Source organism: Pseudohaliea sp., from assembly GCF_040217025.1.
In the GTDB taxonomy this organism is placed as follows: domain Bacteria; phylum Pseudomonadota; class Gammaproteobacteria; order Pseudomonadales; family Halieaceae; genus Pseudohaliea.
The window spans coordinates 41,474-58,889 of the sequence record NZ_JAVJOA010000001.1 but is presented as its reverse complement, the minus strand read 5'-3'; the positions used below and the strand labels follow the sequence as shown (position 1 = coordinate 58,889).

16 protein-coding genes are annotated in these 17,416 nt (G+C 68.1%); 9 read left to right on the top strand and 7 right to left on the bottom strand.

Going from position 1 to position 17,416, the window contains the following annotated elements; genetic code table 11:
* Positions 1-3: 3 nt before the first annotated feature.
* Positions 4-432 carry a globin family protein gene (locus RKE50_RS00245; protein ID WP_350033408.1) on the bottom strand — a complete coding sequence of 143 codons (429 nt, stop codon included), beginning with the start codon at positions 430-432 and terminating at the stop codon, positions 4-6.
* 160 nt (positions 433-592) lie between these two features.
* Here RKE50_RS00245 and RKE50_RS00240 point away from each other — a divergent pair, with 160 nt between their 5' ends.
* Positions 593-1,801 (top strand): acetyl-CoA C-acetyltransferase, encoded by a 1,209-nt coding sequence (locus tag RKE50_RS00240; RefSeq protein WP_350033407.1) that lies wholly within the window; start codon positions 593-595, stop codon positions 1,799-1,801.
* A gap of 34 nt (positions 1,802-1,835) precedes the next feature.
* A complete protein-coding gene (locus RKE50_RS00235) occupies positions 1,836-3,986 on the top strand; it encodes a 3-hydroxyacyl-CoA dehydrogenase NAD-binding domain-containing protein (RefSeq protein ID WP_350033406.1) in 2,151 nt (716 codons plus the stop codon).
* A 42-nt stretch (positions 3,987-4,028) separates the two neighbouring features.
* Here the strand turns inward: RKE50_RS00235 and RKE50_RS00230 are convergent, their stop codons facing one another.
* On the bottom strand, positions 4,029-4,706 hold the full coding sequence (locus tag RKE50_RS00230) for a hypothetical protein (protein ID WP_350033404.1): 678 nt from the start codon (positions 4,704-4,706) through the stop codon (positions 4,029-4,031).
* Positions 4,707-4,784: 78 nt separating this feature from the next.
* On the opposite strand from RKE50_RS00230, the gene RKE50_RS00225 reads away from it, so the two are divergent.
* Both RKE50_RS00225 and RKE50_RS00220 read left to right on the top strand, forming a co-directional pair.
* Positions 4,785-6,089, top strand: coding sequence for a sulfite oxidase (locus RKE50_RS00225; RefSeq protein ID WP_350033403.1), 1,305 nt, complete (start codon positions 4,785-4,787; stop codon positions 6,087-6,089).
* A gap of 1 nt (position 6,090) precedes the next feature.
* Positions 6,091-6,417 carry a hypothetical protein gene (locus tag RKE50_RS00220; RefSeq protein ID WP_350033401.1) on the top strand — a complete coding sequence of 109 codons (327 nt, stop codon included), beginning with the start codon at positions 6,091-6,093 and terminating at the stop codon, positions 6,415-6,417.
* Here the strand turns inward: RKE50_RS00220 and RKE50_RS00215 are convergent.
* Positions 6,414-7,247, bottom strand: coding sequence for an SDR family oxidoreductase (locus tag RKE50_RS00215; RefSeq protein WP_350033400.1), 834 nt, complete (start codon positions 7,245-7,247; stop codon positions 6,414-6,416). The genes RKE50_RS00220 and RKE50_RS00215 overlap by 4 nt on opposite strands.
* A 138-nt stretch (positions 7,248-7,385) precedes the next feature.
* Here RKE50_RS00215 and RKE50_RS00210 point away from each other — a divergent pair, with 138 nt between their 5' ends.
* A complete protein-coding gene (locus tag RKE50_RS00210) occupies positions 7,386-7,814 on the top strand; it encodes a CBS domain-containing protein (RefSeq protein ID WP_350033399.1) in 429 nt (142 codons plus the stop codon).
* A 476-nt stretch (positions 7,815-8,290) separates the two neighbouring features.
* Here the strand turns inward: RKE50_RS00210 and RKE50_RS00205 are convergent, their stop codons facing one another.
* Positions 8,291-9,016, bottom strand: a complete 726-nt coding sequence (locus tag RKE50_RS00205; protein WP_350033398.1) for an anti-sigma factor family protein — start codon at positions 9,014-9,016, stop codon at positions 8,291-8,293.
* 20 nt (positions 9,017-9,036) lie between these two features.
* Positions 9,037-9,540 (bottom strand): RNA polymerase sigma factor, encoded by a 504-nt coding sequence (locus RKE50_RS00200; RefSeq protein WP_350033397.1) that lies wholly within the window; start codon positions 9,538-9,540, stop codon positions 9,037-9,039.
* 132 nt (positions 9,541-9,672) lie between these two features.
* Between RKE50_RS00200 and RKE50_RS00195 the strand changes: the two genes are divergently transcribed.
* Entirely contained in the window at positions 9,673-11,562 is a 1,890-nt protein-coding gene (locus tag RKE50_RS00195) for a S8 family serine peptidase (RefSeq protein ID WP_350033396.1), read from the top strand.
* A gap of 1 nt (position 11,563) precedes the next feature.
* Here the strand turns inward: RKE50_RS00195 and RKE50_RS00190 are convergent, their stop codons facing one another.
* Entirely contained in the window at positions 11,564-12,481 is a 918-nt protein-coding gene (locus RKE50_RS00190) for a hypothetical protein (RefSeq protein WP_350033395.1), read from the bottom strand.
* A 124-nt stretch (positions 12,482-12,605) separates the two neighbouring features.
* Here RKE50_RS00190 and RKE50_RS00185 point away from each other — a divergent pair, with 124 nt between their 5' ends.
* Positions 12,606-12,872, top strand: coding sequence for a DUF3144 domain-containing protein (locus RKE50_RS00185; protein ID WP_350033394.1), 267 nt, complete (start codon positions 12,606-12,608; stop codon positions 12,870-12,872).
* An 11-nt stretch (positions 12,873-12,883) separates the two neighbouring features.
* Here RKE50_RS00185 and RKE50_RS00180 read toward each other — a convergent pair whose 3' ends face one another.
* A complete protein-coding gene (locus RKE50_RS00180; protein ID WP_350033393.1) occupies positions 12,884-15,241 on the bottom strand; it encodes a putative bifunctional diguanylate cyclase/phosphodiesterase in 2,358 nt (785 codons plus the stop codon).
* A 301-nt stretch (positions 15,242-15,542) separates the two neighbouring features.
* Here RKE50_RS00180 and RKE50_RS00175 point away from each other — a divergent pair, with 301 nt between their 5' ends.
* Entirely contained in the window at positions 15,543-16,364 is an 822-nt protein-coding gene (locus tag RKE50_RS00175; protein WP_350033391.1) for an alpha/beta hydrolase, read from the top strand.
* A 23-nt stretch (positions 16,365-16,387) separates the two neighbouring features.
* Positions 16,388-17,416, top strand: coding sequence for a UDP-glucose 4-epimerase GalE (gene galE / locus RKE50_RS00170; protein WP_350033390.1), 1,029 nt, complete (start codon positions 16,388-16,390; stop codon positions 17,414-17,416).

Here is a 17,416-nt window from a genome sequence, read left to right as displayed (position 1 = left end):
GCCTCAGCGGTCGTAGGAATAGCGCATGTAGGTGATGCCGGGGGAGAGGACCAGGCGCCACGCCAGGCCCACGTCCTCGTCGTATTCCGGGTCGAATTCCGCCACGGCGGCGGCCAGCGCGTTCATCCAGCGGTCGTAGAGGTCCGCCGGGATATCGTGCTGGGCCCGGCTGTGAATGGCGGCCAGGCGGCGCAGCTGCGGCGTGAGCACGCGGTTGCGGTAGAAGTCCACCAGCGTGAACAGGGAGTCGTGCAGCATCGTCTTCTGCGCGCTCATGTCCGTGTTGGCGAAGCGGTCGGCGATAGCCGGGTCCCTGCCGAGGAAGATCTCGTAAAAGCGGGACGTGAAGGCAGGATTGAAGGCGCCGTCGCCGAGAATGCGGTGAAAGCTGGCGTCGAAGACATCGCCGTAGTTGATCGTCGCGTTGCCCATCCGTTCCTGTCCATGCCGCGGGCGGGGCCGCGAGGATAGCACGGCGGCGCTCGCGGCGCTGTCACTTTCGGTCAATTGGGCGGGGCGCTGGCGTCATTGCCCCCCGCGAGCCGCGGGCGGCAGAATGCGGGCTCTCAAGTGGACCCCACGGGACGAGACCATGCCGAACGAAGCCTATATCTACGACGCCGTGCGCACCCCCCGCAGCAAGGGCAAGCCCGGAGGCACCCTGCACGAGGTCAAGCCCATCGACCTCGGCGCGGGCCTGCTGCGGGCCCTGCAGGCGCGCCATGAACTCGATACCGCCTACGTCGATGACGTGGTCATGGGCTGCGTAACGCCCATCGGCGAGCAGGGCAGCGACATCGCCAAGATGATCGTCATGAACGCCGACTGGGACGAATCGGTCGCCGGTGTCCAGCTCGACCGCTTCTGCGCCTCGGGTCTGGAGGCGGTGAACATCGCGGCACAGAAGGTGGCCTCCGGCTGGGAGGACCTGGTGGTGGCCGGGGGGGTGGAGAGCATGTCCCGCGTTCCCATGGGCTCCAACGGCGGCCCCATGGGCGGCGACCCGGCCTTCGCCGCGAAGACCGGCTTCGTGCCCCAGGGCATCGGCGCCGATACCATCGCCACCCTGGAGGGCTGGAGCCGCCAGGACGTCGACGCCTTCGCCGTCGAGTCGCAGCGCCGCGCCGCCCACGCCCGGGACAGCGGCTGGTTCGACCGCTCGGTGGTGCCGGTGGTCGACGAGAATGGCCTCACCATCCTCGAGCGCGACGACTTCATCAAGCCGGGCACGACCCAGGAAGGCCTCGCCCAGCTCAACCCCTCCTTCGCGATGATGGGCGGCCTGGGTTTCGACGACGTCATCCTGGCGAAGTACCCGACCCTGGATCGCGTCGACCACGTGCATACGCCCGGCAACTCCTCGGGCATCGTCGACGGCGCTAGTGCCGTGCTCATCGGCAGCGAAAAGGCCGGCAAGGACCTCGGCCTGACACCCCGTGCCCGCATCGTCGCCACCGCCGTCCTCGCCACGGACCCGGTGATCATGCTCACGGGCCCCGGGCCGGCGGCGAAGAAGTGCCTGAAGAAGGCCGGCATGACCACCGCGGATATCGATCTCTGGGAAATCAACGAGGCCTTCGCCTCGGTCGCCCTGCGCTACATGCGCGACCTGGAAATCGACCACAGCGTCACCAACGTCAACGGGGGCGCCATCGCCATGGGCCACCCGCTGGGGGCGACCGGCGCCATGCTGGTCAGCACCATGCTCGACGAGCTGGAGCGCCGCGACCTCACGCGCGCCATGCTGTCCCTCTGCGTGGGCGGCGGCATGGGCATCTCCACCATCATCGAGCGCGTCTGACGCACTTGCAGCCATTACGGACAGGATTCAAGACATGAGCGTGTTCCACTACGACAAGGACGCCGACGGCATCGTGATCGTCACCATGGACATGACCGGGCCGGTCAATGCCATGAACGATGAGTACCGCGAGGCCATGGGCGAGACCGTCGCCCGCCTCGAGCAGGAAGACGGCCTCACCGGCGTCGTCATCGCGTCTGCCAAGAAGGTGTTCTTCGCCGGCGGCGACCTCCACGAGCTGCTGGCGGTGACGCCGGCGGATGTCGAGCGCTTCAAGGGCGGTATCGATACGGTGAAAGACCAGCTGCGCCGCCTCGAGAAACTGCCGGTGCCGGTAGTTGCAGCCATCAACGGCGCCGCCCTCGGCGGCGGCTTCGAGCTCTGCCTGGCCTGCAACCACCGCATCGCCTGGGACGACAAGAGCGTGCAGCTCGGCCTGCCGGAGGTCACCCTGGGGCTGCTGCCCGGGGGCGGCGGCGTGGTCCGCCTGACCAAGCTGCTGGGCCTCGAGAAGGCCCTGCCCTACCTCCTGGAAGGCAAGCGCATCGCGCCGGGCAAGGCCCTGGACGAAGGCATGATCCACGACGTGGTGCGTGAGAAGGAGGAACTCGTGCCGGCGGCGAAGGCCTGGATCCTCGCCAACCGCGACGACCCCGAGGCGGCGGTGCAGCCCTGGGATCGGAAGGGCTTCCGCATTCCCGGCGGCGATGCCAACTCGCCGAAGATCGCCCAGCTTATTCCGGCCGCCACGGCCATGCTGCGGCAGAAGACCCGCGGCCTGCTGCCGGCGCCGGAGAAGATTCTCGACGTGGCGGTGCAGGCGGCGCGCCTGGACCTGGAGACCGCCCTCGTCGTCGAATCCCGCGGCCTGACCCACCTGGTGACCACGCCGCAGGCGAAGAACATGATCAGCACCTTTTTCTTCGGGCTGAACAAGGTGAACGGCGGCGCGAGCCGCCCGGACGGGATTCCGAAGACCAGCACGAAGAAAGTCGGTGTGCTGGGCGCCGGCATGATGGGGCAGGGCATCGCCTACGTATCCGCCATGGCGGGCATCGAGGTGATCCTCAAGGACGTCTCCCTCGAGGCGGCCGAAAAGGGTAAGGCCTATTCCGAGGGGCTCCTCGATAAGCGCGTGGAGCGCGGCCGCATGACCCCGGAGCAGCGCAGCGAGGTGCTGGCCCTGATCAAGCCCACGGCCGAGGACGCGGATCTCGCCGGCTGTGACCTCATCATCGAGGCCGTTTTCGAGAACATGGCCCTGAAGCACGAGATCACCCGCAAGAGCGAGCAGTACCTTGCCGAGGGCGGCGTCTGGGGCTCGAACACGTCCAGCCTGCCGATCACGCAGCTGGCAGAGGCCAGCGAAAAGCCGGCGAACTTCATCGGCATCCACTTCTTCTCCCCGGTGGACAAGATGCCCCTGGTGGAAATCATCATGGGTGAGCAGACCTCCGACGAGGCGCTGGCGAAAGCGTTCGATTACACGCAGCAGATCCGCAAGACGCCGATCGTCGTGAACGACTCCCTCGGCTTCTTCACCTCGCGCACCTTCGGCACCTATCTCGACGAGGGCGTGCGGCTGCTTGCCGAGGGCATGCACCCGGTACTCATCGACAACCTCGGCAAGGCCGTGGGCATGCCCGTGGGCCCGCTGCAGGTCTACGACGAGGTGAGCCTGGAGCTGACCCGCAAGGCGCAGCAGACCTGGAAGGAAATGGGAGTACTCGACCAGTGGGGCGACGGCAGCGTGACCCGCGGCGTCATCAACACGCTGGTGGAAGAATACGGTCGTGGCGGCCGGCACCACGGCGGCGGCTTCTACGAGTACGCCGGGGACGGCGGCCGGGCCATCTGGCCGAAGCTCCTCGAGCTCTACTACAACCCGGAAATCTGCGTGCCCGAGCAGGACGTCAAGGACCGGCTCCTGTTCCGCCAGGTGATCGAGTCGCTCAAGTGCCTCGAGTCGGGCGTGCTGCGCTCCGAGGAGGACGGCAACATCGGTTCCATCATGGGCATCGGCGCACCGCCGTGGACCGGGGGCTTCCTGCAGTTCGTGAAGACCTACGGCTACGGCCGCTTCGTCGCCCGCTGCGAGGAGCTCGCGGCGGCCTACGGCGAGCGCTTCGAGCCGCCGCAGATCGCCCGGGAGCGTGCCGCCGAGGAGACGAAGGCGGCCGCCTGAGGCCCGCGCCGCCTGTTCTTCAGCGGTCCGCGGCCGTGCTAGCTAGATCGGCAGGGGGATGAACATGGAGGACGCCGCGTGCACCGCCCGGGTGACGCGGCGGTCGCCGGCGTCCCCCGCGATGCGCGCCATCATTTCCTGCAGGGCGATGAGCTTGCCGAACAGTCGCTCGAAGGACAGGTTGTCCACCACCCCGCGGTACTCGCTGGTGACCAGGAAGGGCCGGCCGTCGGCGCGGCGCGTGTTTTTCAGGCGCCACACGAGGATCTCGATATTGCGCGCGCTGGTCTTCAGCGCTTCCGGCTCCAGCGGCTCCGAGAGCAGGTAGGTCTCCGTGTTATAGCCGTAGGCCTGGCGCAGCATGCCGCCGAGGCCGGCGACAAGGGCAAATACCCGGTCTCCCTCGAAGGCCGGGTTGAACACCACCTCCAGGGCGACGATGCCCTCGCGGCCCCCGAGCTCGGGGAAGTCCAGCGGTCCCGGTGTGTCCTTGAGCAACTGCAGGCGTCGCTCCACCGTCATGCCGGCCACCTTGCGCAGTTCCCCGGGGTTGCGCGCATAGAGCTTCTCTGTCAGCTCCCGCACCAGTGCGCGGGTCTCGTCGATGAACTCGTCGGTGACCAGGTCGATGTCCGACTTTGCGATATTCTTGAGTTCATAGCCCCCGCAGCCCGGGAGCAACAGGGCGAGGAACAGCATCAGGGCGGCGGTGCGGGGCATGGCACGATGGTAGCCGATCAGGCGTTGGCACGCTCTAGCGGCGATACCGCACCGGTCACCGGTTCTGGGAGAAACAGCATGAAAAGACACGACCGCGGGCTGCACGAACTTTTCCGGGAAGACCCGCTTGCGGCGGACTGGCTTGCCTTCGGCCGACGCTCCGATCCGGTCACGCGCCGGGGGTTCCTGGGCGGCGCCGGGCGCATGGCCGCGCTACTCGGCGCAGAGGTGGCTTTTGCACCGCTGATGCCGGCAGGCCTGATTCCGGCGGCGCTGGCGGACAGCGACAGCGACTTCGTCATCCCCGGCAAGGTCCCGGGCCTGCGCATCCTGAACGACCGTCCTCTGAACGCCGAAACACCCGCCCACCTCCTCGACGACCCGGTCACGCCGGCGTCGCACATGTTCGTGCGCAACAATGGCCTGCCGCCGTCGGGCATTGACGCGGCAGGCTGGCGGCTGGTGATCGACGGTGAGGCCGTGCCCCGGCCCCTGGTGTTTACCCTGGCCGAACTGAAGGCGCGCTTCCAGGCTTACCGCTACCGGCTCGTGCTCGAGTGCGGCGGCAACGGCCGCCACGAGTTCAATCCGCCGGCCCGCGGCAACCAGTGGACCACGGGCGCGGTCAGCTGTGGCGCGTGGACCGGCCTGCGGCTCCGCGAGCTGCTCGACGCGGCCGGCGTGGGGGAGGGCGCTGTGTACGTGGCCTATCACGGCGCCGACAGCCACCTCTCGGGCGATCCGGCAAAGGAGGCCATCAGCCGCGGCATCCCCATCGCAAAAGCCCGGGAGGACGAGACGCTGCTGGCCTGGGCGCTCAACGACGAGCCGATCCCGCTGTTGCACGGCGCGCCGCTGCGCCTCGTCGCGGGCGGCTGGCCGGCCTCGGCGTCGGGCAAGTGGGTGAACCGGCTCGGCATCCGCGACCGGGTGCATGACGGCGCCAAGATGGGCGGCCAGTCCTACCGGGTTCCCTGCGACCCGGTGAGGCCCGGCGCATCCGTTCCCGCGGACGCCATGTGCATCATCGAGTCCATGCCGGTGAAGTCACTGATCACCTTTCCGCGCTCGGGCATTGATCACGGCAGCAGTCCGCTGGCGGTTCGCGGCCACGCGTGGGCCGGCGACCTGGCCGTGGCGCGCGTGGACCTGTCCATCGATTTCGGTCAGACCTGGCAGCCGGCCACGCTCGATCCGCCGCCGAACCGCCTGGCCTGGCAGCGCTTCCGCGGCGAGCTGCGTTTCCCCCGGGCCGGCTATTACGAGGTCTGGGCCAGGGCCGCGGACAGTGCGGGCCGCGCCCAGCCCATGGTTGTGCCGGGCTGGAACCCGCGCGGATACCTCAACAACGCCTGCCACCGTATCGCGGTGCGGGTGGCCTGAGGTGCGTATCCGGCTGGCGCTGTGCCTGCTCCTGCCCCTGGTCGCGGCAGCGGAAGATGCGCCGCTGGCGGAGGGGCTGGTGGTTGCGCCCGGGGCAGCCCTGGTCAGCCGGCACTGCACTGTCTGCCACGGCGCCCGGCTGGTGATCCAGAACCGGGCCGACCGTGCCGGCTGGCAGACGATGATCCGCTGGATGCAGGAAACGCAGGGTCTCTGGCCGCTCGGTGACGACGAGGAGCCGATCCTCGATTACCTGGCTGCGCACTACGGGCCGACCCCGCAGGGCCGGCGCGCGCCCCTGCCGCCGGCGCTGCTGCCGCCCCGCTAGCCGGCGGTCTTCGCGCGGGCATCGGCCGCCATTTGTGCCAGCAGGTCGAAGGCCTGTTCCGGGTTTTCACGCTTGAGCCTGAGCAGCCCGAGCTCCATCTCGCCGCCGACGGCGATTTCCGGCGTGCCCGCCTCGAAACCGGCGACGATTTCGCGCACGCAGTCCTCCACGGCCATGCCGCCGGCAATGTCGTCGTCGTCCTTGCCGAGGGGGGTCCCGTCCGCGGTCAGTGCATTGCGGGCAACGTTGGTGCGGATGAAGCCGGGGGTGATGGTGGTGACGGCGATGTTGTCGGCGGCGACCTCCGTGCGCAGGGCGTCGAAGAAGCCCATGACCGCGTGCTTGGCGGCGCAGTACCCGGTCCGCATCGGCGCGCCGACCTTGCCGGCGACACTGGCCGTGACCGCGATATGGCCGCTGCCCTGCTCGAGCATCACCGGCAGCACCGCCTGGGTCAGGGCGATCTGGCCGAGCACGTTGATCTCCATCATCTGCCGGTAGACGGAGAAGTCGGTGTCCACGCAGAACGAGCGCTGCGAGATGCCGGCGTTGTTCACCAGCAGGTCGATACGGCCGAAGTGATCGACGACCGCGCGGGTCTTCGCCGTCATGGCGTCATGGTCGAGCACGTCCAGGGGCAGCACCAGTACGTCCGGCGAGCCCGCCGCCAGGCAGGCATCGCGCACGCGCTCGAGTTCCGGCTGCTGCCGGGCCGAGAGGACCAGTTTCGCGCCTTTCGCCGCGGCCTGGCGCGCGAACTCCTCGCCGATGCCCGAGGAGGCACCGGTGATCCAGACGACGGCGCCGTTGAAAGCGAAACCCTTGCTCATGATGTTCTCCCTGGACTGTGCGTGGTAGCCGGAACGGGCCAACGATAGCACGCCTCGCGCGGTTCGCGGCCCACGCTGGACTCGGCGTCGCGGCGGCGGTAACGTCGCCGATACAAGACGCGCTCAAGGAGCCAGCCGATGCCGCAACCGACCAAGATTGCCGATTGCATGCGGCGCAAGCCGCTGACGATCCACCGCGATGCCAACCTCGTGCAGGCCATCGAGACGCTCGTGGAGTACAAGCTCACCGGGGTCACCGTCGTTGACGACAGCGGGCGCCCGGTCGGTGTCCTCTCCGAGCTCGACTGCATCGAGGCGGTACTCGCTGCGATCTACAACGATGGCGACCCGGAAATGTCCTTCGTGCACGAGGCCATGACCGCCGACGTCAATGCCTGTCGCCCCGGGGACAACATCGTCGAGGTCGCCCAGGACATGCTGCGCACCAAGCAGCGCCGGCGTCCCGTGATCGAGGACGGTGCGCTGGTGGGGCAGGTCAGCTCCAGCAACATCCTCTGGGCGCTCATGGAGCACTCCCGCCGCAAGCTCGTGAAGCGGCCCGCCTGAAAAAAATTCGCCCCTGCCCGCATATTGCTGGAATAAGGTCCCCTACCACCCGTCAACAAGGCAAGGGTGGAGTGAAACCCTCATGAGGGAGCGCCTTCCAGCCATTGGGTCCGGGATAGTCCCAGCATAGGGTCATCCCGGGGCGGTAGGCGTGCTCCTCATCCTCTCAAGGCTGCCTGTGCACGGTATGTTCGGCGGCGACATGGGTCGCCGGCATGCGTTGACGCGCTGCAGGTAGCGGGAACCGCCGGGCAGTTCTTGCTAGCGCTCCTGCCCGCGGTCCTCGGGGCCTGCGGGCCCCGCGTTTCTTTTCTTTACCTGTTTTTCCTTTCCCGGTAATCGTTCAGTCCAGTCAGTGTTGCTAGCTAACGCAGCCAAGGCAGCCGCAGAAGCGCTACAGCAGCCGCGATCGGCTGCTGTGGGAACTGCTTGGAGTGAACTGCTTTGAGTGGGCCGAGTGCGCTGCGTGCCGGGTGCTAGCGGGCGTCCTGCCAGTCGCTGGCGATGAGCGCCTGCTCCTCGCTGGCGCCGAGGGCGATATCGGCGGCATTGCGGGTGATGAAGCCGGCCACCTTGTCGTTGTCGCTGGCGCCCGCGGGGCGGTAGGCCTCTTCGGCGGCGAGGAAGGCTTCCCGGGCGACGACCTGGGTTTCCCAGCGACCCGCTTCCCGGCAGGCGACGCCGCGCCAGTCCTGGTCATCGTCGCGGAGCAGGAACTCGCGGCACCAGTTGCCGTCGCGGTCGGGGAAGGTGAGTACCGGTTGCAGCGCGCGACCGTCGGCGAGCGCGACCCAGCCGTCGGCGCGCGACGGTTCCGATTCCAGCGCGCCGGCGAGGAGGGCGTCGCTGCCGGTAAGGGGCTGCCGGCCGTCTTCGCCGGGAACCAGCAGCAGGGCGAGGGTGGCCACCACCGAGGCGGCGAGGGCCGCCGGCCAGGCCGCGCGCTTGAGCGGGCGGCGCAGCGGGACCACCTTGCCGTCGTCGTGCAGCAGGGCGGCGACATGCTCGGGGACGCTGTCCGTGGCGGCCGCGCAGACACTGGCGGCGACGTGGGCGTCGAGGCGGCGGAGCCGCGCGAGGAGATCGGCGAGGTCGGGTTCGTTGGCCAGCCGGTGCTCCAGGGCAGCGGTCGCCCCGGCATCCAGCTCTCCGTCAAGGTACTGCGACAGCAGTTCGTAATCCCGGTCCGTCATCGTCTTCACCTGTCTTGCCCGCCCCGGCGTCAAAGGTCCCTGAGGGCGCTGTCCGTCAATAAGTTCTTCCGCGCCCGGGCGATCCGGCTCATGATCGTCCCCACGGGCACCTGCAGGATCTCCGCCGCCTCGGCGTAGCTCTTGCCGTCAATGGTCACCAGCATCAGGGCCAGCCGCTGCTCGTCCGGCAACCGGCCCAGCGCCTCGTTGACGGCCCGCAGGTTGCGCTCGCCGCCGGCCTGTACTTCCGCGGAGGGCACCGTGTCATCGGTGCCCGCCTGCACGGCCGGGGAGTAGCGCTGGCGAACCTCCCTGGAGCGCATCTCGTCGATCCAGATGTTCTTGCAGACCCGGTAGACCCACTTGGCGGTGTGGGCGTCCTCGGGCATGCCTTTCTCGAGCATGCGCTCCACCGTTGCCTGCAGGAGGTCGTCCGCGTCGGCCACTGCGCCGGTGAGCGACAGGCAGAAGCGCCTCAGGCCCTGGAGTTCGGCCATCAGGTCATTGCGCTGCCTGGCGTTGAGCGACGACATGCTTTCCCTGCTACACTTTGAGGACGATCGGGTGCGCCAGTTTATTCCACCGGCTGGAATTTATCTGCCCCCGGTCCGTCAACGTAGCGGATTCCCGGCCCGAGCGGCCTTGCCTCGCCGCAGGTACAGAACATGAATCGATACCCGGACTTTCCCTCCAAGCCAGCAGCAGTTCGCCTGCCCGCGCAAGCCCTGCGCGAGCTGGCTGCCTGGCTGCCCGCCGTTGCCCTCGCCCTGGCGGTGGCTCTCGCGCTGAGCACCGCCCCCGCCCGGGCTCAGCTGCCCGTGGGGGGCTTCCTCGGGCCCGACCCGGTCGAGGAGGAAATCGAGGACGAGGTGGAGGAACAGGTCGAGGAGGTCGTCGAAGAAGCGGTCGAAGATGCTGTCGAGGAAGAAGTCGCGGACGTCGTCGAGGACCAGGTCGAGCAGGTTACCGAGCAGAACATCCAGGAGAATATCGAGGAAGACATCGAGGAGACCATCGAACAGTCGGTGGATGACACGGTCGAGGAGTCGATCGAGGAAAGCGTCGCCGAGACGGTCGAGGAGTCCGTCGAGGAAGAGGTCGCCGCCACTGTCGAGGAGTCCGTGCAGGCGTCCGTCGAGGAGAGCGTCGAGGAGACCGTGGAGGAGGAGGTGGCCGCCACGGTCGAGGAGTCCGTCGAGGCCTCGGTGGAAGAATCCGTTGAGGAATCGGTCGAGGCGACCGTGGAGGAATCCGTCGAGGAGAGCGTCGCCGAGACCGTCGAGGAATCAGTGGAGGAATCCGTTGCTGCCAGTGTCGAGGAAGCGGTGGAAGAATCGGTCGCCGCCAGCGTCGAGGACGACGTGGAAGCGGGCGTGGAGGACGCGGTGGAAAGCGCCGTGGAAGAAGACGTGGAGGCTCAGGTCGTCGCCGCCATCGAAGAGCGCCTCGAGACCGAGATCGACGAGATCGTCGAGGACCTGGAAAGTCACCTCGAGGTCAACGAGGACCGGATCCTCAAGGAGCAGTGGCTGGTCATGGCCGAGCCGGCGGTCTTCGAGGAACTCGACGAGCAGGGTTACCTGTTTGACACGGTGACGGAGCTGCCGGGGCTGGGCCTGCGCCTCGCCGAGGTCGCCGCCCCCTCGAGCTTCGATATCACCGAGGTTCGCCAGGGCGTTCTCGACGTGGTGGGCAAGGACCGCGCCGAGGTCGACCTGAACCACATCTACACCGCGGGTGCGCCGCTCGTTGCCGAGGGCGCTGGCGTGCTGCCGCGCACGGCCATGCCGCCCCCCGCAGACCTGGACAACCTGTCCCTGCGCGTCGGCATGATCGACAGCGATGTCGACCTCAGCCACCCGGCGCTGGCGCGCTCGAGCATCAGCACCCGCTCCTTCGCGCGGCCCGGTGCGAAGATGCCGGCGGAGCACGGTACGGCAATCGCCTCCATCATCGCCGGCAGTGCCGACGACTACCTGGGCCTCGCGCCGAAGGCCGAGGTCTATGCGGCCTCGGTATTCGAGCTCGACCGGGACCAGGGCGAGATTGCCAGCACGGTGAGCCTGATCCGCGCGGTGGACTGGCTCATGTCCTCCGGCGTCGACGTCATCAACATCAGCCTCGCCGGCCCGCCGAACCGGCTGCTGGAAACGGCACTCGAGCGCGCCGCCGGGGAGAACGTGGTGATCATGGCGGCGGCCGGCAACGGCGGCCCGATGGCCCGGCCCATGTACCCGGCGGCCTACGGCTCGGTGGTGGCGGTTACGGCCGTGGATGCGGGGCAGCGGGTATTCCGCCTCGCCAACCGCGGCGACTACCTGGCCCTGGCCGCGCCGGGCGTCGACCTGCGCCACGCGCGCCCGGGGGGCGGCTACGCGGCGTCCTCCGGCACTTCCTTCGCCGTACCCTTCGCCGTTACCGCCGCGGCGCGGCTGCGCCAGCTCCAGCCCGCGGATAACATCGTCGATCTGCTCTATCGCAGCGCTCTCGACCTCGGGCCGCCGGGCCGCGACGATATCTACGGTTACGGCCTGCTGACGCTCGCCGCGAACTGAGCTACCAGCCGTAGCTCAGCCGCGCGCCGACAATGGTCTGCGTGAAGTCGGCACGCGGCAGGTTCGACTCATAGTTCCCGTAGCTGGCGTAGGTCTGTATCGCCAGCCGCCGCGTCAGCGGCACTTCCAGGTCCAGTTTCCAGCGCGCTCGATCGTCCTCCCGATCCTCGCCGATGCTCGGCGTCGGTGAAAGGTACCGCCGGGCCTCGAAGCGCCAGGCGAGCTCCACCTTGGCCTGGCGCTCGAACAGGTCGAAACGGCGTATATAGCGCAGCTTCAGCCCGTGGGAGCGGAAATCGAAGCGCGCGGCCGTCGCGTCCTCGTCCCGGTAGCGGTAGCCGATGTTGAAGTAGCTGCGCAGGCCGCGGTGGAAGTAGTAGAGGTCCGCCTCGCCGGAATGAGTCGTGGCGTCCCGGTCGGCGCGGTCCTCGATGGTGCGCTCGGAAAAGACATAGGCGCCCCGGGCGAACCACTTCTTGGCCAGGAAGCCCGACAGCGACGGGGACAGGCGCAGGTACTCGAGAAAAGGCTCACCATCCAGGCGGGAGTTGATGTAGTAGGCCGAGACGCCGGTGTTGGCCTTGCCCAGGTCGGTGCCGATATCCGCGCCCAGGATGTGGGTCTGCCGGTCGACCCGGGAGAAACGCTCGTAGGTCGCCTGGCTGAAGTCGTAGTTGAGATTCAGATCGGTCTGCTTGCCGAGGGGCTGGGTGACGCCCAGTTCGAAGTCCACGAGCCAGGCGGAATCGGCCTCGCCGGAGGTCACGTCCACCTCGTCCACGGAAACATTGGTGTCGTATTCGGCGCCGACGCCGACCTCGCCACGCCATTCCCGGGAGCGTTCCCCGTCCTCCTGCGCGGCCGCGCCGGCGGCGAGCACGGCGAGCGCGAACAGGCAGAGGCGTCGGGGGGTGGGCATGCGGGCGTCGGTTCCTTCAGCCTGGGATCGGGGTGCCGAGGACGGCGCCTCGCCGAAGCGGCCGGAAGCCGCGCGGAGACAATGGTAAACTCCGCCCCTCACAAATTCCACGGAGACCGGGCCCATGGCCGAAGACAGGCACGAGCAGCACCAGGCGTGCATGGAGCGCTTTATCGAACTCGCCAACAGCATGAAAAACGAGGGCATCGGCGTCGACGTCGTGTCCTGGTCCCTCATGTCGGCCTCGGCCCTGCACGCGATCTACAGCGTGGCGGGCAACGACGGCGGCCTGACCGAATCCGGCATCGAGAAAATCACGGATGCCTACAAGCAGAACCTGACCAAGATCCAGGCACTGAAGCAGCGCCAGGCGCAGGCGGGCCAGCAGTAGCCCCGGCCTGCTCAAGCCTGCTCGAGCTGGATGTCGCCGCTGGCGAGCTTGCGCGTGAGGCGGTCGATCTGCCGCTCGAAGTAGGCCGGTTGCAGCAGGGGGCGCAGCCTCTCCAGCGGTACCGGCGCGCTGAACAGGTAGCCCTGGATCACCTCGGCGCCCTCGTGCTGGAAAAAGGCGAGCTCTTCCGGGCTCTCTACGCCCTCGACAACGAGCTCGAGATGCAGGCTCCTGGCCATGGCGATGATCCCGCGGACCAGCTCGGCGTTGCGCTCACCCCTGGCGAGCCCGAGTACGAAGCTGCGATCGATCTTCAGCTCGTCCAGGGGCAGCCGGGTGAGGTAGCTGAGGGACGAATAGCCCGTGCCGAAATCATCGATGGCGATCCGAACACCCAGGGCCTTGAGGTCCTCGACGATCCGCACGGCGCCGTTCTGGCTGCCGATCATGATGCCCTCGGTGAGCTCGATCTGCAGCGCTTCCGGCGGCAGGCCGGTATCCTCGAGCACGGACCCCACGAGATCGACGAAGCCGTCGGTGAACTGCAGTGCCGAGACGTTCACGGAAACCCTGGGCAGGGGGAGCCCTTCCTCGCGGAGCGAGACCAGGTCCGCGCACGCGCGGCGTAGCACCCACTCCCCGATCTCGTTGATGATGCCCAGCTCCTCGGCGAGGTCGATCCACTTGAAGGGCGGGACCATGCCGAACTCCGGGTGCTGCCAGCGCACGAGCGACTCGGTGCCGACGATTTCGCCGCTGCGCGAGTCGACCTGGGGCTGGTAGTGCAGTAGCAGCTGGTCGCGTTCCCGGGCCTTGCGCAGTTCCGTTTCCAGCTTCAGGCGCTCCAGGTTCGCTCCCTCCATGTCCTCCCGGTAGAACAGGTAGCGGTTCCGCCCCTGCTTCTTGGCGTTGAACATGGCGGTGTCCGCCGCGCGCAGCAGTCCTTCCACATCCTCCGCGTGCTCGGGGGCCAGGGCGATGCCGATGGAGCAGGTGATGATGATCTCCTGCCCGTTCAACGAGAAGGGGCGGGCGATAGCCTCGGCGAGGCGTGCGGCCACGCGGCTCGCGCCCTCGGCGTGGTCCAGCTGGTTGAGCACCAAGGTGAACTCGTCGCCGCCCATGCGCGAGAGATCCATGCGCGCCTCGTCGTCGGCATTGCGGTGGATAACGTCCGATTCGCGGACGCTTTTGGCCAGCCGGTTGCCCACCTCCTTCAGCAGTTCATCGCCGGCGCGGTGCCCGAGGGAGTCGTTGACGCGCTTGAAGTTGTCGAGGTCCAGCAGCATCAGGCCGACCTGCTGCTTGTTGCGTGCCGCGAGCTTGAGCAGCAGCGACAGCTGCTCGGTGAAAAGGCGCCGGTTGGGCAGGGAGGTCAGCGTGTCGAAGTAGGCGAGGTGCCGCAACCGGTCCTTGGTCTCGGTCACCCGCTTCACCGCGCGGTCCAGCTTCTGCTGCCGCTCGGTCAGCTGCGCATCGCGCTCATCCACTTTCATCGACAGCAGCCGCCGATCCGTGTGCATGCGCTGCTTCTCCCCCGCCATGCCGGCGATGACCGTGTTCAGGACGTTGGCGATATCACTGATTTCGCCGCTGCCGCGAATCTTCAGCATCTCGGCCTGCTTGCCCGCGGCGATGTCGTCGGCGACCGCCGCCATCTCCCTCAGGGGACGGGTAATACCGCGCGTGGTAAAGCGGGCGATGAGGGCACAGAACAGCACGATAGCCAGGCCGAAGCCCGCCGACAGGGTGACCGCGGGAACGGTTTGCGCAACGAGCATCAGGCTGCTGATACCGAGGTCGATGTAGCCGCTGACGAAGATGCTGTTCACCTGGTTCGGATTGGCCAGGGTCAATGCGAAATCCTCCCGCGACAGACCGGGCACGGTCGGGTTCACGAGGGACGTGATCGGCAGCATCAACTCGGTTACCGTTTCGCCACCGGTGATCGCCGCCACGGCGGCGAAGCCCGGGGGTGCGAAGCGGCTGTGGTGAGTGAACAGCGACTGCTCGAGCGGGGACCGGTCGCCGCGGGCATCACTGAAGCGCGGCAACAGCGTGCCCTCGGCCCAGGGCCGGTCCGCCCGGACGATGACATCGCCGACGCTGTCCCGGAGTACGGCGTGGCGCACCGCCGGCGACAGCTTGAGGAATTGATCGAGCACGGCGTTGATCTCCGCCGGCTCGCGGAAGTAGAGCGTGAGCTGCAGGTGTGGCTGGCCGGAGACCGCGGTGGAGGCCTGGAGGACCAGCTGGTCGCGCTGGTGGGCGTACTCGCGCTGGCCGATGAAGAGGACGAGGCTGATGCCGGCCGTCACCGCCAGCGCGGTGATCAGCAGGTTGATCTTGCCGGAGATCGACAGGTTCATCGGCCGGCGCCTTCCGCGGGCTGCACAGGGCGCCAGGGCGCTGTCTCGGTTCTCATTGTTACCCCCGATTCCCGGGAACAGTTTTTCAGGGTAATGCGGGCACAGCGTTGTGCTTCTGCGGCGAGGTTGTGTTGCCCCCTCGTGGTCCCTGCACGAATACGTGATCGGGGGACCTCGCCGGCAGTCGCTGTAACCGCCTTGTTTCAGCCTTTCATGCGCTTTGTTTCAGGCTGTCGTGAAAGTAGCATGGCGGTTTTCGAGCGTCCAGCAGACCATTAAGTAATGAGGCGGAGGGTTGGCTATGCCTGAAGGGATGGTAAGTGAGCAGATCGCGCGCTTTCTCAGCGCCGTCGACGGCACGCCGCTCGCCTACTGCCAGCAGCGCGGTTGCGACCCCGGCGTGTTTTTTCTCGGCGGTTTCAACTCCGACATGCGCGGCAACAAGGCCACGGCCCTCGACCGCTGGTGCGTGAGCGCGGGACGGGCCTTCACGCGCTTCGACTACCGCGGCCACGGCGACTCCGGCGGCCGGCTGGTGGACGGGACGATCGGCGGCTGGCTGGACGATGCGACGCGGGTGCTCGATGCGGCCGCCGAAGGGCCGCAGGTCCTCGTCGGCTCTTCCCTCGGCGGCTGGCTGGCGCTGCTGCTCGCCCGGCGGCGGCCGGAGCGCTGTACCGGGCTCCTGCTGCTGGCGCCGGCGGCAGATTTCACCGAGCGGCTGCTGCCGCGGCAGCTCGGTGAGGCGCGGCTGGCCCAGCTCGCCGCGGAGGGCGCCTGCGAACTGCCGAGCGATTATCCCGGCGAGCGCCCCTATGCGATCGGCCGGCAGCTGCTCGAAGAGGGGCGATCCCATTGCCTGCTCGATGGCTCCGCGTTGTCGCTGCCGGTGCCCGTGCGCATCATTCACGGCACGGCAGATGCCAGCGTGTCCGCCAGCGAATCCCTGGCCCTCCTCGATACGCTGGCGGGGGACGTGGCGCTCACGCTGGTGAAGGACGCTGACCACCGGCTGTCCACACCCGCGGATACGGCGCGGATGCTGCGCCAGCTCGAGGAACTGCTCGCCGCCCGGCAGCCGCCTGGCGGTGGGGACGTTCCGCTTAGGCCGGGGTCCCGCTAGACTGGCGCCAGGGGAGGATTCGCATGCAGGGTAAAGTGCTGTTGACCGGTGGCTGCGGCTACATCGGGGCCCATTGCGCCGTCGAGCTGGCGGCGCGCGGCGCCGAGGTCGTTCTGCTGGACAACTTCAGCAACAGCTCCCGGGGGGTGCTGCCACGCCTGCAGGCCATTACCGGGAAAGCGATGCCCGTGCATGCGGTGGACCTGCGCGACGGGGCGGCCGTGCGCCAGGTACTGGAACGAGAGCGGCCGGATTCGGTGATCCACTTCGCCGGGCTGAAGGCCGTCGGCGAGTCCGTCGCAGAACCGCTTCGCTACTACGACAACAACGTCGGTGGCACGCTGTCCCTGCTGGGCGCGATGGCCGACTGCGGCATCCGGCGGCTGGTCTTCAGCTCTTCCGCGACGGTGTACGGCGACCCGGACGAGGTGCCGATCCGCGAGGACGCGCCGCTGCGGGCGACCAACCCCTACGGTCGCAGCAAGCTCATGGTCGAGGAGCTTCTCAAGGACCTGGCCGCTTCCGGGTCCGGCTGGCAGCTGATGACGCTGCGCTATTTCAACCCGGTGGGCGCCCACGAGAGCGGCCTGATCGGCGAAGACCCCCGGGGCGTACCGAACAACCTCGTGCCCTTCGTCGCCCAGGTCGCCGTCGGCCGGAGAGACTGTCTCTCCATCTACGGCGACGACTACCCGACCGCCGACGGCACCGGCGTGCGTGACTACATACACGTCATGGATCTCGCCGCCGGGCATGCGGCGGCGCTCGAGGGGCTCGAGCAGGTCCGCGGCGACGCGCCACTGGCGCTTAACCTCGGCACCGGGCGCGGCTACTCGGTACTCGAGGTGGTCGAGGCGTTCCGCCGGGCCAGCGGCCGGCCCATCGCGGCAAAGGTGGTGGCACGGCGCCCCGGCGACATCGCCTGCTGCTACGCCGACCCGGAGCGCGCCCGCACGCTGCTCGGCTGGGAGGCGCGCCTAGGGCTGGAGCGCATGTGCGAAGACGCCTGGCGCTGGCAGCGTGAGAACCCGGAGGGTTTCCCGGCAGCCTGA

Bases quoted from the DNA above. Each gene is read 5' to 3' on its own strand.
- RKE50_RS00180 (WP_350033393.1), bottom strand. From the start codon at position 15,241: ATGAACCTGTCGATCTCCGGCAAGATCAACCTGCTGATCACCGCGCTG.
- RKE50_RS00240 (WP_350033407.1), top strand. From the start codon at position 593: ATGCCGAACGAAGCCTATATCTACGACGCCGTGCGCACCCCCCGCAGC.
- RKE50_RS00225 (WP_350033403.1), top strand. From the start codon at position 4,785: ATGAAAAGACACGACCGCGGGCTGCACGAACTTTTCCGGGAAGACCCG.
- RKE50_RS00230 (WP_350033404.1), bottom strand. From the start codon at position 4,706: ATGCCCCGCACCGCCGCCCTGATGCTGTTCCTCGCCCTGTTGCTCCCG.
- RKE50_RS00235 (WP_350033406.1), top strand. From the start codon at position 1,836: ATGAGCGTGTTCCACTACGACAAGGACGCCGACGGCATCGTGATCGTC.
- RKE50_RS00200 (WP_350033397.1), bottom strand. From the start codon at position 9,540: ATGTCGTCGCTCAACGCCAGGCAGCGCAATGACCTGATGGCCGAACTC.
- galE (WP_350033390.1), top strand. From the start codon at position 16,388: ATGCAGGGTAAAGTGCTGTTGACCGGTGGCTGCGGCTACATCGGGGCC.
- RKE50_RS00190 (WP_350033395.1), bottom strand. From the start codon at position 12,481: ATGCCCACCCCCCGACGCCTCTGCCTGTTCGCGCTCGCCGTGCTCGCC.
- RKE50_RS00175 (WP_350033391.1), top strand. From the start codon at position 15,543: ATGCCTGAAGGGATGGTAAGTGAGCAGATCGCGCGCTTTCTCAGCGCC.
- RKE50_RS00215 (WP_350033400.1), bottom strand. From the start codon at position 7,247: ATGAGCAAGGGTTTCGCTTTCAACGGCGCCGTCGTCTGGATCACCGGT.
- RKE50_RS00195 (WP_350033396.1), top strand. From the start codon at position 9,673: ATGAATCGATACCCGGACTTTCCCTCCAAGCCAGCAGCAGTTCGCCTG.
- RKE50_RS00185 (WP_350033394.1), top strand. From the start codon at position 12,606: ATGGCCGAAGACAGGCACGAGCAGCACCAGGCGTGCATGGAGCGCTTT.
- RKE50_RS00210 (WP_350033399.1), top strand. From the start codon at position 7,386: ATGCCGCAACCGACCAAGATTGCCGATTGCATGCGGCGCAAGCCGCTG.
- RKE50_RS00245 (WP_350033408.1), bottom strand. From the start codon at position 432: ATGGGCAACGCGACGATCAACTACGGCGATGTCTTCGACGCCAGCTTT.